Annotated in this window: 13 protein-coding genes; 2 read left to right on the top strand and 11 right to left on the bottom strand. The window is 63.5% G+C overall.

From position 1 onward, the window contains the following. The 5 genes from J4G38_RS14085 to J4G38_RS14065 all read right to left on the bottom strand — a co-directional run. Nucleotides 1-529 (bottom strand): alpha/beta hydrolase (locus tag J4G38_RS14085; protein WP_226163405.1); only part of this gene is annotated, 529 nt, incomplete at its 3' end. Between the two features lie 188 nt (nt 530-717). Then, entirely contained in the window at nt 718-1,881 is a 1,164-nt protein-coding gene (locus J4G38_RS14080) for a lysophospholipid acyltransferase family protein (protein ID WP_210517163.1), read from the bottom strand. Nucleotides 1,882-2,044: 163 nt separating this feature from the next. Next, nucleotides 2,045-2,713 (bottom strand): YggS family pyridoxal phosphate-dependent enzyme, encoded by a 669-nt coding sequence (locus J4G38_RS14075; RefSeq protein WP_210517165.1) that lies wholly within the window; start codon nt 2,711-2,713, stop codon nt 2,045-2,047. A 136-nt stretch (nt 2,714-2,849) separates the two neighbouring features. Next, nucleotides 2,850-3,872, bottom strand: a complete 1,023-nt coding sequence (locus J4G38_RS14070; protein WP_210517168.1) for a vWA domain-containing protein — start codon at nt 3,870-3,872, stop codon at nt 2,850-2,852. A 71-nt stretch (nt 3,873-3,943) separates the two neighbouring features. After that, nucleotides 3,944-4,867, bottom strand: coding sequence for a hypothetical protein (locus J4G38_RS14065; protein WP_210517170.1), 924 nt, complete (start codon nt 4,865-4,867; stop codon nt 3,944-3,946). Nucleotides 4,868-5,106: 239 nt separating this feature from the next. Between J4G38_RS14065 and J4G38_RS14060 the strand changes: the two genes are divergently transcribed. Beyond that, nucleotides 5,107-5,580: a hypothetical protein gene (locus tag J4G38_RS14060; protein ID WP_210517172.1), complete on the top strand. Its 474-nt coding sequence runs from the start codon at nt 5,107-5,109 to the stop codon at nt 5,578-5,580. A 321-nt stretch (nt 5,581-5,901) separates the two neighbouring features. On the opposite strand, the gene J4G38_RS14055 is transcribed toward J4G38_RS14060, so the two are convergent. The 3 genes from J4G38_RS14055 to J4G38_RS14045 form a co-directional block, all read right to left on the bottom strand. Further along, a complete protein-coding gene (locus J4G38_RS14055; RefSeq protein WP_210517174.1) occupies nt 5,902-8,535 on the bottom strand; it encodes a T9SS type A sorting domain-containing protein in 2,634 nt (877 codons plus the stop codon). A gap of 17 nt (nt 8,536-8,552) precedes the next feature. Then, nucleotides 8,553-9,410: a hypothetical protein gene (locus J4G38_RS14050; RefSeq protein WP_210517177.1), complete on the bottom strand. Its 858-nt coding sequence runs from the start codon at nt 9,408-9,410 to the stop codon at nt 8,553-8,555. Between the two features lie 267 nt (nt 9,411-9,677). After that, entirely contained in the window at nt 9,678-10,580 is a 903-nt protein-coding gene (locus J4G38_RS14045) for a DUF58 domain-containing protein (RefSeq protein WP_210517179.1), read from the bottom strand. A gap of 36 nt (nt 10,581-10,616) precedes the next feature. Here J4G38_RS14045 and J4G38_RS14040 point away from each other — a divergent pair, with 36 nt between their 5' ends. Continuing rightward, the gene (locus J4G38_RS14040) at nt 10,617-11,033 is read left to right on the top strand and encodes a DUF4296 domain-containing protein (RefSeq protein ID WP_210517182.1); all 417 of its coding nucleotides are present in this window, start codon (nt 10,617-10,619) and stop codon (nt 11,031-11,033) included. Between the two features lie 86 nt (nt 11,034-11,119). Here the strand turns inward: J4G38_RS14040 and J4G38_RS14035 are convergent, their stop codons facing one another. From J4G38_RS14035 to J4G38_RS14025, 3 genes are all read right to left on the bottom strand, one after another. Further along, nucleotides 11,120-11,464: a tRNA-binding protein gene (locus J4G38_RS14035; RefSeq protein WP_210517185.1), complete on the bottom strand. Its 345-nt coding sequence runs from the start codon at nt 11,462-11,464 to the stop codon at nt 11,120-11,122. Between the two features lie 15 nt (nt 11,465-11,479). Then, the gene (locus J4G38_RS14030; protein WP_210517188.1) at nt 11,480-12,049 is read right to left on the bottom strand and encodes a DUF922 domain-containing protein; all 570 of its coding nucleotides are present in this window, start codon (nt 12,047-12,049) and stop codon (nt 11,480-11,482) included. 133 nt (nt 12,050-12,182) lie between these two features. Further along, nucleotides 12,183-13,562: an MATE family efflux transporter gene (locus tag J4G38_RS14025; protein ID WP_210517190.1), complete on the bottom strand. Its 1,380-nt coding sequence runs from the start codon at nt 13,560-13,562 to the stop codon at nt 12,183-12,185. Nucleotides 13,563-13,657: the final 95 nt, after the last annotated feature.

Genomic DNA, 13,657 nt, shown 5'->3' with positions numbered 1-13,657 from the left:
GCGAGAGGCCGATGCCGGCGGCGGGCACGGGCTCGCCGGCATCGCGCAGGGCCAGCAGCAGCGCCAGGGCCAGCCCTCCCCCGGCCGAATCGCCGCCCACCACAATGTTGTGCGGCTGGTAGCCGTGGCGCAGCAGCCAGCGGTAGGCCCGCCGGGCATCGTCGAGCGCGGCCGGAAATGGGTGGTCGGGGGCTTTACGGTAGTTGATGGTGAGCACGTTGAGACCACAACGCTGGGCCAGGCTGCCCACCAGACTGCGGTGGGTGTTGAGGGAGCCCAGCACGTAGCCGCCGCCGTGCAGGTACAGCATCATCCGCGTGGGGTGCGCCGCGCGGGGCCGCAGCCACTCGGCTTCGAGGCGGTTATCGAGTTTAAGGCTTTCCAGGTTCACGCGCCAGGGCATGAACTGGAACAGGGCGCCGGCCTCCATGGCCAGGCGCATGGCGCCCACGCTGGGCCTGCGACGGGCCAATGGGGCTGCCGCAGCCGTGAGGAACTGCTTGAGCAGCAGGTGTTGAAACGAGGGCATTGGGTGGGATTTGGGAAACGAGAAGCGGGAAACGAGAAGCGGGAAACGAGAAGCGGGAAAGAACGTCATGCTGAGCGCAGCCGAAGCATCTCTACCGCAGCAGTAATCCAATCGATTCAACGAAGCGGTAGAGATGCTTCGGCTGCGCTCAGCATGACGTTCTTTTGCCTATTGCTTTTCAGCAGAAATCACGGTTTCTGCCCCAGCTTATTGCCTTTGTACCCCTTGATGGCCAGCGGAATCCAGCCGAGCAAGGGAATGAAATACGCCAGGGTGATGGGGTTACGCCACAGCATACGCAGCCAGGCGCCGGGGCGGTCAAGCTGCATCCGAAAATTGCGGCGGCCTTCTTTCACGTAGAGGCGCTCGAACTCGGCGAACATGGCGGGCCAGGCGAAGGGCAGGAAGAAGGGAAAGTAGCGCCGGTTTTCCTTGATGCGCTGCCAGAGCTCGCCCCAGCGGTAGGGCTTTTGGCCGTGGGCGAGCACGGCGGCATCCATTTCGGTCTGCATTCGCTGGCGAATTTGTTCGGACAGGGCCAAGTAGTCTTCGCGGGTCAGCTCGTCGGTGGTTTTGTCGGTAAGGTCGGAGGGCCGGATGCGGGTGCCCATCACGAAGGTGAGCTTGGCTGGAAAAGCCAGGTAAAAGGCCCAGGGCTGAATCAGGACCAATAAAAGCAGCAGCGTGAGGGGTAAAAACGGGATGCCGATTTTCTTGGTCAGGTTATTTATCCAGTCCCAGCTGTAGGCGTAGGGATTGAGGTATTCGGCGTTGATGGTGTAAAACGGCACGATGTCGGTGCCGTGCTGCAAGGCCAAGCGCACCATGCTGGTGGCCAGGCGCTGCAATTCGTACTTGCGGTTGAACCCTTTGCCGATGCCGGGCACCCCCTCGGGGTACAGCATCAGGTTGTGGTCCTGGTAGTACATCATGGTCTCAAAATTCAGCGTCGTGGCGTCCACGCAGCCGCATTTCTTCCAGAATTCCTTGACCAGATACGGGTTCATCAGGGCCGTTTGGGAGAGCAGCGGGGCTGAGAGCGGGCGCGGCAGGTCGTGCAGCGTATTGGTTTTTATGAGGTGGCGCCACAGGTGCGACAAGGCCACCATGGCGTCCCAGGGGAAGGCCATGCCGGAGTGGTTGGAGGCAAAAATCAGGGGCCGGTCAGGGTTGTTGCGCTGGGGGAAGTCCTCGAAGCCCACCAGCTCGGAACGAAACCACACCCGGTCGAGCATTTGCAGAATATTTTCGTCCAGGGTCTGGGTAAATTCCTCGCGGAAATAGTCGTCGTAGATGTGCTGGTTGGCCTGAATGGCCGGCGGTGGCAGCGGAGACGAGGTGGCGGTGGGCATGGGGGGAATTGCAGCAGAAGGAGGACGGAAGATAGGAGAATTTCCAGTGCCGCACTTGGAGGAGCATTATGGCGTTGTGTTGGGTCGCATTTCACGCCGGGTTTCGAGGGGTTAAACCGCGGGGGTTTCGCGGTGCGCAGGCCGCCGCTGCCGAACCGCCCTCCTACCCGCGACTGCCAAAAATGGCGCTGCCCACCCGCACCAGCGTGCTGCCCTCGGCCACGGCCAGCCGGTAGTCGCCGCTCATGCCCATTGAAATATCGCAAAAACCGGGCTCAGTGGCAAAATACGCAGTTTTCAGGTGTTCGAAATAGCCGCGCAGCTGCTGAAACTCCTGCCGCAGCCGGGCTTCGTTATCCGTGAAAGTGGCCACGCCCATCACGCCGGTGAGGCGCACGCTGCGCAGTTGGCGATAGTCCTCCGAGGCCAGTATTTCCTCGGCTTCGGGCAGCGAGAGGCCGGATTTGGTTTCCTCCTGCGCGATGTGGAATTGCAGCAGGCCGTTGATAACGCGGTTATTAGCGGCGGCGTGCTTGTCAATTTCCTTCAGCAGCTTCAGGCTGTCGATGCTCTGGATGGTGTGCACGAAGGGCGCCAGCAGCTTCACCTTGTTGGTTTGGAGCTGGCCGATGAGGTGCCATTCCACATCGGCGGGCAGCTGGGGCTGCTTGGCGGCCATTTCCTGGGGCCGGTTTTCGCCAAAGCAGCGGGCGCCGGCGGCGTAGGCTTCTTCCAGCAATTCGACGGGGTGGGTTTTGGTGACGACGCACAGCCGGGCGGCGGTGCCGGCCAGCTCGGCGTTGATGCGGTGGATGTTATCGGCGATGGACATTTATTGATGTGTTGATTTTTTGATGTGCTGATGCGCTTAAAGAGTCTGAGATTTTGATGTTGGCAACAAGCTTTCGCACCCCGCCAAATACCTGGTTTCATAAGCACATCGCCACATCAAACAATCAGCACATCAATTAATCTTCCAGCGGGTTGCTCAGGAACGTGCTTTTCAGCAGCAGCCACAGCAGCCACAGCCCGATGCCAGCCCACAGGTAGGGCCGGTAAAAATCGGTGGTGTTGCGGAAGCGCAGCTGCTTGATTTCCGACTTTTCGAGGCGGTTGATTTGGGCGAAGACTTCGCGCAGGCCGGCCGTGTCGGTGGCCCGGAAGAAGCGGCCATCGGCGGCGGCGGCGAGCTGGCGCATGGTGGTTTCGTCGAGGCGGGTTTGCACGTAGCGGGTGCGGCCCAGCGAGTCCTGGCCGTAGGGCACGAAGCCGTCCTTGCCCAGCCCGATGGTGTAGATGCGGATGCCGAACGCATGGGCCAGCTGGGCGGCCAGCAGCGGGTCGAGGCTGCCGGCGTTGTTCTCGCCGTCGGAGAGCAGAATGCACACCCGCGAGCGCGCCGTGGACGCCCGCAGGCGGTTGGTGGCCACGCCCAGCGCCGTGCCAATGGCCGTGCCGTCCTCCTTAATCAGGCCCACGCGCAGGCCGGCGAGGTCTTCGCGCAGCAGGTCGTAATCGGTGGTGAGGGGGGCCAGCGAGTAGGCCTCGCCGGCAAAAGCCACCAGGGCCAGCCGGTCGCCCAGCCGGGTTTTAAGAAAATCGGCGGCGATGCGCTTGGCGGCTTCGAGGCGGTTGGGGCGCAGGTCCTGGATTTCCATCGAGCCCGACACATCGAGGGCCAGCACCAGGTCGATGCCCCGGCCGGATTGTTCCACCCGCTCGTCGGTGCGCTGGGGCCGGGCCAGCGCCACCAGCGCGAAGCTGATGCTCAGGCCCAGCACCACATCGGGCAGGAAACGCAGGGCGGCCATCCAGTCGCGCCGCACGGGGCCGGGCCCAAAGGCCACGCCCACCCGCGCCCGCCGCCGGGCCAGCACCCGGCGCAGCCCAAACAGCAGCGGCACCGCCCCAATGAGCAGCAGCAGGTGCGGCTGCTGCCAGTGGTAGCCGGCCAGCGTGGTGTAGCGCAGAAGGTTGAAAAAGTCGGTCAAGCAACCGCGAAAGTAGCGCGGACTTTGTAGTCCGCGGGTGCACGCCCCCTGCGCGGACTGCAAAGTCCGCGCTACTGCGCCACGGAGGCGTAGCGGCGCTCGGCAAAGCCGCGCAGGCGCTGGAAGGCGCGGTCGACCTCCTTGGCGTCCTCGGTTTGCAGGTTGCCGTAAATCACCTTATCGGTGGCGCTGAGGGCATTGCGCACATCGGAGTCGTTTTCAAAATACGCCACGATTTCGCGGGTCGTGAAGGAGTTGAGCCCGCTGTTTTCGAGGCCGGCGAGGTAGTTTTTCCAGAGGGCCACGGCGCGCTCCACGTTGGTGGCCGAGCGCGACAGCTCGAACCGCTCCATGTGCCGGGCAAACTGGGCCAGGAAATAGCCGTGGTTTTTGCGGAGCTTGTAGGCCTGGTAGCGCCGCGAGAGGCGCCGCCGGAACAAGGCCGCGCTGCCGGCCAGCAGCAGCAGCCCCGCCGCTATCCCGGCCAGCCAGTAGGGGTAGTTGAACAAGGCATCCACGGGCAGCAGGGCCAGGTTTTGGCGCAGGGCCGGCAATTCCCGGGCGGGGGCCGGGGGCCGGGGGGCCGTGCGCATCAAGCGCACCCGGCTGGGCGGCGGCAGCACGCTCAGGGTATCGGCCCCGCGCAGCACCGCCACGGGCAGGGCCAGCGTTTGCACCGAATCGAGCCGGAAAGTGCGGAGGTGGTAAATGGCCCGGTCGAGGCTGACGCCCCGGCGGGTGCGGGTGGGAAAAAACGTTTTGCCGGTGTACTCAAACGGCGCGAAGCGGGCCAGCGAGTCCGGAAACACCACTTCCAGGTCCGGCGCGTGGGCGTAGCGCAGCTCGTAGTCCAGCGGCTCGCCGATGAGGACGGTTTGCTTCTGAAAACGGCCCTGGGGGCCGGCCGGGGGCGGGGGCTGGGCGGCAAGGGGCAGCGCCGGCAGCAGCACCGCCAGCAATAGCCGGCCCAGACGTGAAAGAAAGCAACAGGACATAGGGGATGGGCCAGCAAACGGGCGGGAACGGGCCAAATGTAGCATCCCGCCCGATTTAGCGGCCCGCTGCGCCGCGCTACGGTAGCTAGATTCCGGCAAGCGGGGCCGCAAGCGCAAAGACTACGGATTTAGCGGCCCGCTGCGCCGCGCTACGGTAGCTAGTTTGCTAAAAACAGGCGCCTTACCTTGTGGCGTCGCCGGAAACGTTGCCGGCGCCAAACCCTCCTTTTCTTTTTTTTATGCAGAACCTGTTTTCTACCGCCATCCCCGACGCGACGCTGAAAAAAGCGTTGGGCTACTTCCAGCAGGGAGCCGCCGAGCTGCGCCCCTACCTCCTGGCCCTCACGCCCGAGGAGCGGTCGGCGATGCTCAAAATGGGCGCCAAAACCGTGGACTTCGTGCAGAAGGCCTTCGGCTACGCCAGCAACAACCCCAGCTTCGTGCCCGCCTTCCTCGACCTGGAAGAGTTTGCCAGCGACTCGGCCGCCCTCGCCGGCCTCTCCCCCGTGCAGAAACTGCTCGACGGGCTGGCCCTTGATGCGGAATCGACCATGATGCTGGCCGGCTCCGATGCCTACGCCGCCGCCCTCATCCTCTACAACAACATTAAGTTTCTGGCCAAAAACAAGCAGCCCGGTGCCCAAGCCGCCTACGACGACCTGAGCCAGCAGTTTCCCAGCAACGGCGGTGGCCGGCCCCCCAAGGCCGGTTAGCCGTCAGCAAGCCCCGGTTTCGGCCCTAAAAGGCCCGGTTTCGACTCTTGGAAGGTCGAAACCGGGCCTTTTTGCGTCGAAACCGGACCTCCGAGGGTCGGTTTCGGACCTTGGAGAACCGAAACCGGACCTCCGAGGGTCGGTTTTGGCCCTCAGAGAACCGAAACCGGGCCTCCAAGGGTCGGTTTTGGCCAGAGCAGGTGAGGATTTGGCCGAGGTTGCTGCCAGGAGGCAGCACAACAAAGTCAACGCCAGTTTTGGCCGTAATTATTCCACGTACCGGACAGGGGCTGTCACCCCACAGGTAGAACAAAAAATTCTTTACTCCACCACGATGCGTCTAGCGGCCGGGCTGCTCAGGGCATCGTATATCCGTAGCCAATACACGCCTGTTGGCAGGCCGTGGATGTTGAGGTTCGTTTCGGACTGATGGACGGCTTGTACGCGTACGCGCCGGCCTAACGCATCCCACAACTCTACCTGCTGTGGGCGACCAGCGTCGTCAAAGGCTACATGTACGACGTCGTGAGCGGGGACCGGCCACACCAGGGTACGAAGAGCGGCTTGGCCAGCAGAAACCCCAAGCACATGGGTATCGGTGAAGCGGACCAGGCCGTTGAGGGGCAAACTGCCCACTTGCGGAAACGAGCCTGCCGCGAGGATGGCCCCGTCGGGTTGCACGAGTAGGCGGCTCACGTACCCGTTGCGCTCCCCCGCTCCTACGGGGCCCACGGCCGGGTTGAAGCCGGTATCCACGGCCCCGGAGGGCAGTAGGCGCAACGTGCCCTCCGGGTGCGGGTTGCTGCCGGTGGTGGACGACAAAGCACCGCCCAGCAGCACCCGCCCATTGGGCTGGACCACAATGGTGTTGGCCAGCGGCACGAGTCCGGGCAACGTCACTTGGAACGTCGGGTCGGGCTGGCCGTTGGCCAGCAGCCGGCCCATGGCGTGATTGCCCGGGGCTCCCAGATTGTCAAAGCTACCGGTGACGTAGAGCCGGCCGGCCCCGTCCTGCGCCACGGCCAGGCCTAAATCGCCGGCCAGGACGCTGGGCAAGGAAAAGGCGGGGTCCAGCGCTCCCGTGGGCAGTAGTCGCCAGACCGGGGCTGAGCGGGAACTGGTAACCGGCAGCTCTCCGACCACCAGCACCGTCCCATTCGGTTGGGGCAACAGCCCTTGAATTTGAAAGCCGTACGTCGGCACGGTAGGCTGAAACGTTGCGTCCTCCTGGCCCGTCGCGGCATCAAATTGGGCCAGCACGCGGGCCACAGCCGTCGCCCCTCGTTGCACTGTGTAGCCTCCGGCCGCCAAAATGGCGCCGTTTGCTTGCAGGGCCACACGCTGTACCCGGGGATTGCTGCCCGTAATGGGTGGCGCAAAAGCAGCATCGGTCGCACCGGTAGCCAGCACGCGCCCAAGAGCAGAGCGGGCTACGCCATTAACAAAGCCGAACGAACCGCCCAACAGCAGCTTTCCATCACCCTGCAGCCCCAAAGTGGCCACTACGTCGTCGGTCGCGGCCGAAAAGGAGGCATCCACCAAGCCGTTGGCCTGAAGCCGGGCCACGTTGCGCACGGCCGTGCCGGAGACTTCCGAGAAGGAACCTCCCACTACCAACTTGCCGTCCGATTGCAACACCAGGTCATTCACCAAGCCGTAGTCCTGCACCACCGGACTGAAGCCGCCGTCGCGGCTGCCGTCGGAATTGAGCAGGGCAAGGCCCACCGGCAGGCTGGTGGCATACGGGGCATAGCGGAACAATTCGGCAGGCCGGTGGCCCGTGGCAACCAGTAGCTGGCCATTGGCCAATAACTGCAATGAGCCCGGGTACGACCCGGCCAGGCCGCTATTGGGCTTGCCCGTGGCCGCCTGCATGTTATCAAAGCCTGAGTCCAGCGCCCCGCTGGCCAAGAACCGCACCACCCGGCCCACGGGCGAGCTTGCATACAGTGAGGCCCGCGTCGCGACCACCACCCGGCCATCGGGCTGGACGACGGGCGGCAGGAAGGTATTATCCGAAAACCCCAGGCCGTAGGGGCTACTGAGCTGAAAGCCCGCATCCGCGCTGCCATCCGGCTGCAGGCGGCGCAGGTCGGGCCATTGCGGCCCGGCATTGACGCAAGCCAGCACAACCTTGCCATCGGATTGAAGGGACAGAGTCGTGCCTTCCACGGTAGAGGGCAGGGCGGCCTGAAACGTGGGGTCCAGCGCCCCCGTAGGGAGCAGGCGGGCAATGCCTTGCCGCGTTTGCCCACCCACCGTGGCGAATGGCCCGGCCACGAGCAGCTTGCCGTCGGGCTGCAAAGTCCCAAAGCGGGGGTAGGTGGAATTGCCGTTCGCCAACGCGAAGGCCGCGGCTTGAAAGCTGGCATCCAGACTGCCGTCCGGGTTGAGGCGTACCAACGGAGCAGCGCCCTGGATGGGGCTTGTCAGAGAGGTTCCGAGCAGCAGAATTTTTCCATCGGGTTGCGGCACCGCCTGGCGCAGCGTGGCCGATACCGACAGGTTTGCATCGAACGAGGCGTCCGGGGTGCCGTCGGCGTTGAGTTGCAACAGGGCTTGCCGGCTAACGCCGCCGACTGTGATGGGGCCGGCATAAGACGGACTGCCATAGTAGATGTCGTCCAGCAGCAGAATCTTTCCATTGGGCAGCAGCACCAGTCGGTCAACCGCGCCTTGCAGGCTCGCCACGTTGGTTTGGAACAGCGGGTCGACCTGGGTACCGCCGGCCGCGAGACGGGCCACTTGGCTGCTGGGCTGCCCCGCAACCCGTACAAACGGCCCCAGCAGGAGCGTTTGGCCGTCGGGTTGGCGCAGAGCCTGGGTGACCGCGCCGGGCTGGTACACTTGGCCGGGATAAAACGTCGGGTCAATGGTAGGCCCTTGCCCCTGAGCCCAGGAACTGGTAAGCAAGAAGAGACCAAACAGGCAGGTACGGAAAGTAAGGATTTTCATAGCTGGGTCGCGCGTGGTTAGTGTTGGAGTTGAAGCGTGTAGTGCAACGGTTCTCCGGCCGCACTTGTGCCCACCAAGGCATAGAAACCGCTGGGCAAAGCCCGCGTATCCACGACGGAGCTTTTGCCCGGCTCATGGGCAATGTAGCGCGCCACGGGTTGGCCGTGGCTGTTGTAGAGCACACACGCCCCATATATACCGGTTAAGGTGAAGGAGCCATCGGCCGGGTTGGGAAAAGGCCGTTGCGGCGCGGCATCGCACCCATACCCATTGTCCAAATAGGTAGTGCCCGCGTCAACGGTACGGGCGTGGTAGTAAACGAAGCTGGGTCCGCCGCATCCATCCTGAAACTGCGCCGTTACGGCCACTTGCACGCCGCCAGCACTGGGGGTCCGAAAATCCGCAACATCTGTGCCCTGCCCGGCGATAATACTGCCCGACGCAATGCTCCACGAAATATTGGAAACAGAGCCGGTACCGGGGACCAAGCGTAACGTCATCCGCCGGCCAATGCAGACATTGCCATTGGCATCCCGTTGGCCCGCGGCAAAATCAACAATTTGCGCCGTCAGCACCTGAAAGGATACCCTGGCAGCCGGCGATACCGGACAACTGGGGTTATTATAAACGGCTTGGCAAGTGATGCTATAGGCAGATGGTACAGAGAGGACTGGGGCGGTTATGGATATAGTTGGAGCAGTTGTCGTCACCAGTCCACTGGGTGAAAATCCATCTGGAATATTCCATTGGTACCCCGTTGCACTTGGGTCGCTGGTAACAGCTAAGGTTTGTGAGGTACCGATGCACTGGCTGCCGCCGCTGGTAAACGTTGGGGTTGCATAAGGTGAGGCCGTCACTGTAATGGTTGAGAGCATCAAAAAGTGTGGGGCAGTCGGAATGTAAAACCTGCTTACTTACCTTGAGAAGCTCAAATTATCGGCACTACCTAACCCGACTGCCCCACACTTTTTGATGCTCTAGTAGAATACCCAATATCTGAAACGTTTCAGTACACCCAGCAGAGCATTTGCCGCTTGGTTCGTGCCTTGCACTGCTCCACCATAAGCCAGTATTCCTCGAATTGGGTAGCTATGTATTTGATTACTATCAACTGTCAACCCTTACGCTACGCCCCCCTCCCCTCACCCCCGCCGGCCCGATTGTTGGCGGTGGCGAAATAAATTCACGAGCTGGGGCACGAAGTCGCCTTCCGTGCTCAGGGCCAGGAAACCGGTGCGGTGGCAGCGGCAAATGTTCACCAATTCGGCCTCCCGGCGGGCGGCGGCGGCCTCCACGCGGGCCCGGAAGCCGGGCGCGGAGGTATTAACCCAGCGCACCTGGCCGGTTTCGGCGTCGCAGAGCGGCACGATGCCGAGGGCCGGAAAATGCCGCTCGCGCGGCGCCAGCAGCTGCACCACAATCAGGTCGTGGCGCTGGGCCAGCATGGTGAGCTCGCGCTCATAGCTGCCGTCGATAAAGTCCGAAATCAGCACCACCAGGCTGCGGCGCTTGAGCATGCCCAGCGCCTGCCGGATGCCCGCGCCCACGCCCGTGCCGCGCGAAACCGGCACCAGCTCAAACAGCCGCCGGATGAGCGCATACGCCGCCCGCGGCCCCTTGCCCGGCGGCAGATACAGCTCCTTTTGGTCGGAAAACGCCAGCAGGCCCAGCGCCGAGCCCTGCCGCGCCGCCGAGAGCGCCAGCAGGCCCGCAATGTCGCGGGCCACGTCGAGCTTGCGGCGCTGGCCGTCGCTCACGTCCAGCGAGCCGCTCACGTCGAGCAGCACCAGCACCTGCTGCTCCTTCTCTTCCTTGTAGGTTTTCACGAACGTGCCGTGGCCTTTGCTCGACACCGCCCAGTCGATGGCCCGTACCTCATCGCCGTACTGGTAGAGGCGCACGTCGTCGAATTCCAGGCCCGTGCCTTTGAACACGGAGTGAAAATCGCCCTGCAATTGGGCCTCCACCGCCTTGCGGATGCGGATTTCGAGGTGGCGCAGGCGGCGCACCAGGGCGGTGAGAGCCGGGGGCACGGAGGGGTTCATGGGGGCGAAGCTACGGCGTGGGCGTAACTTTGCGCCGTGAAAACCATTCGTCGCCGCTGCCTGGGCCTGCTGCTGGCCCCCCTCCTGCTGGCCCTGCCCGCCTGCCAGACCCCCGAGGACCCGCCCCGGCCCACCGACCTGCTCCCGAAAGAAAAGCTGATTCCCCTGCTGGCCGACCTGCACGTACTCGAAGCCCGCGTCGAAAACAGCCGGTTGCCCGTCGACTCGTCCCGGGCTTTATACCAGGCCCAGCAAAAGGACCTGCTCTGGAAACGGGATATAACCGACTCCGCTTTCCAGCGCAGCTACCGCTACTACAGCATTCACGGCAAGGATTTGGACGCCATCTACGGGGCCGTAATCGACACGCTGACCAAGCGGGAAGCCCACCTCGACCCCAAAGCGGCTGCCGCGGCCGAAGCCGAGGCCAAATGGTCGGGAGCGGCTAAATAGTTGTTGTTAGTTGTTAGTCAGGAAGCTATCGACTTACCAGCAACTAATAGCTAACAACGAGCAACTAACAACGAGCAACTAACAGCTCAAACAAGCCGGCTGCCGTTCGGCACGGGCCCGGCCACGGCGGCCAGCACAATGTGGCCCTCCGCATCGGCAAAGCCGGTTACCAGCACTTCGGAGCGGAATTTTCCAATCTGCTTCGGCGGGAAGTTGACCACGGCCAGCACCTGGCGGCCCACCAGGGTTTCGGGCGTGTAGTGGCGCGTGATTTGGGCGCTGGACTTTTTCAGGCCGATTTCGGGGCCGAAATCAATGAGCAATTGATAGGCCGGGCGGCGGGCTTCCGGGAAGGGGCGCGCCTCGCAGATGGTGCCCACGCGCAGGTCCACTTGCTCAAATTCGGCCCAGGTTAATGGCGGAGAGGGCATAACTAGCAGGGCACGCTACTGGACGGCGAAGGCTTTGAGTTGCTCCAGCTTGGTCTGCGTTTGCTTTTCCCAGAAGGCCTGGCGGGCGGCGTTGAGGCCGTGGTTGGTTTCCTGGTCGTAGCGGTTTTGCTCGCGGTCCCATTCGGAGTACACACCCTTGGTGAGGTTATTGAAGGCGGGCTGCAGCTTCAGGCAATTCACTTTGGCCCCGAATCCCACCAGCTTTTGGCGCATGATGCGGGCATAGACTTCGGTGAGGTCGAAGTGGGTCTGCTCGTGGCGCAGCAGCGCGGCCGAAGCTGTTTTGGGTTCCCGAAACCACGACAGATTGGGGTCGAACGTGGCCTGCACGGTGCCCGAAAACACAAAGTCCCGGCACGCCGCATTGGCCTTGATATCGCTGGAAGTGGACGAGGCCAGCCGGTCGGAAGGCCCCGGCCGCCCCAGGAAATCAGCAATGGCCAGCGGGCGCGTGGCCGACCACTGAATGGGCGACGCGGGAGCAGGCTTACCCGTTACAGCGGCGGGCTGGGACTTGGGCACCGGGCCTTGCAACAGCACAAAGGCCAGCAGCGGGGATGTCAAGCAGGAAAACATAGTCAATATAACAATGCTAAGGTTGAACTTCACTCACGAGCCTAAGGCTTGCGAAATATATAAAAATTTCTCGAAAGCTACCGTTGCCTGCTGCCTGCCCCCGGCTTCGGTACCGGCCAGCCTACCGCACGGCGGCCGGCTCCTTACCGGCCACCGGCACCGCGAGCAGCGAGCCCGGCGCCGTTTCGCGGCGGAAGCGTACTACCAGCACTCCGGCCACAATGGTGAGCCCCACCGACAAGCCCGCCCACATGCCCGGCGCGCCAAAGTGTAATTTAAAGCCCAGAAAGTAGCCCAGCGGCAGCGCCACGACCCAATACGCCAGCAAGGCCACCACCGAGGGCACCTTCACGTCCTCCAACCCGCGCAGCGCGCCCAGGCCCACCACCTGCAAGCCATCGGACACCTGAAAGAGGGCCGCAATGAGCAGCAGGGTGGACGCCTGCGCCACCACCTGCGGGTCTTGAATGTAGAGGTGGGGCACCATGTGCCGGGTGCAGATGAACAGCACCGCCATGGTGCCCATAAACCCAAAGCCCAGCACGTAAGCCGCGAATCCGGCCTGCCGGGCCTCGGCCAAATGGCCGCTGCCAAACAGCTTGCCCACCCGAATGGTGGCCGCCGCCGAAATGCCGCTGGCGGCCATGTAGGTAATAGAAGCCAGGTTGATGGCCACCTGATGCGCCGCCAATGAGGGGGCGCCCAGCCAGCCAATCATAATGGCCGCCGCCGCGAAAGCGCCTACTTCCAGCGCCATCTGCACGCCGATGGGCGCGCCCAAACCGAGCAGGCGGCGCAGGGTGGCGCCATCGGGCAGCCAGCGGTGCACGGCAGCGCGGCAGTCGTGCAGGCGCGGGGCCAGCAGGACATACGCCGCCATGAGCGCGGCCATGAGCACCCGGGAAATGAGCGTGGCCCAGGCCGAGCCCATCAGGCCCATGTGGGGGGCGCCCCAGTGCCCGAAAACCAGCGCGTAGCACAGGGCCCCGTTCACCACGTTGGCCAGTATCGAGAGCCACATGGCCTGCCGCGTCAGCCCCAGCCCTTCGGCAAACTCACGGAAGCCCTGAAACAGCATCAGCGGCAGAAACGACCAGCTGATGACGCGCACCCAGGGCGCGGCCAGGGCTTCCACCTCGGGCGTTTGGCCCAGGTAGTGCATGAGGGGGGGCACCAGCTGGCCAATGCCTACCAGCACCAGCCCGGCCAGCGCGCTCAGCCAGACTGATGATACCAGCAGGCGGGCCAAATCGGGCAGGTCGCGGCGGCCATCGGCGGCGGCCACGAGGGGCACGCTGCCCATGCTCAGGCCAATGCCCAGCATGAGGATGACGTTGGTGCTGTTCACGCCCAGGCTCACGGCGGCCAGCGGCACTTTGCCCAGGTGGCCCACCACCACCGAATCGACAAAGCTCACCATGATGTGCCCCAGCTGCGACAGCACCACCGGGTAAGCCAGCAGCAGGATGGGACGTAAATGGGGACGCAGGGCTGTTAACATGGCAAAAAATAAGGGCCGACAAAAGTACGGCTTCCCGCTTCGCAAGCGGTTGGAAGGAAGCCACAGGGCTATAAACCCAAGTCGCAGACCTATAA

The sequence above is a fragment of the Hymenobacter terricola genome (assembly GCF_017921975.2).
Lineage (GTDB): Bacteria > Bacteroidota > Bacteroidia > Cytophagales > Hymenobacteraceae > Hymenobacter > Hymenobacter terricola.
The sequence above is the reverse complement of the archived record's forward strand: the minus strand, read 5'-3'. Positions and strand labels throughout refer to the sequence as shown.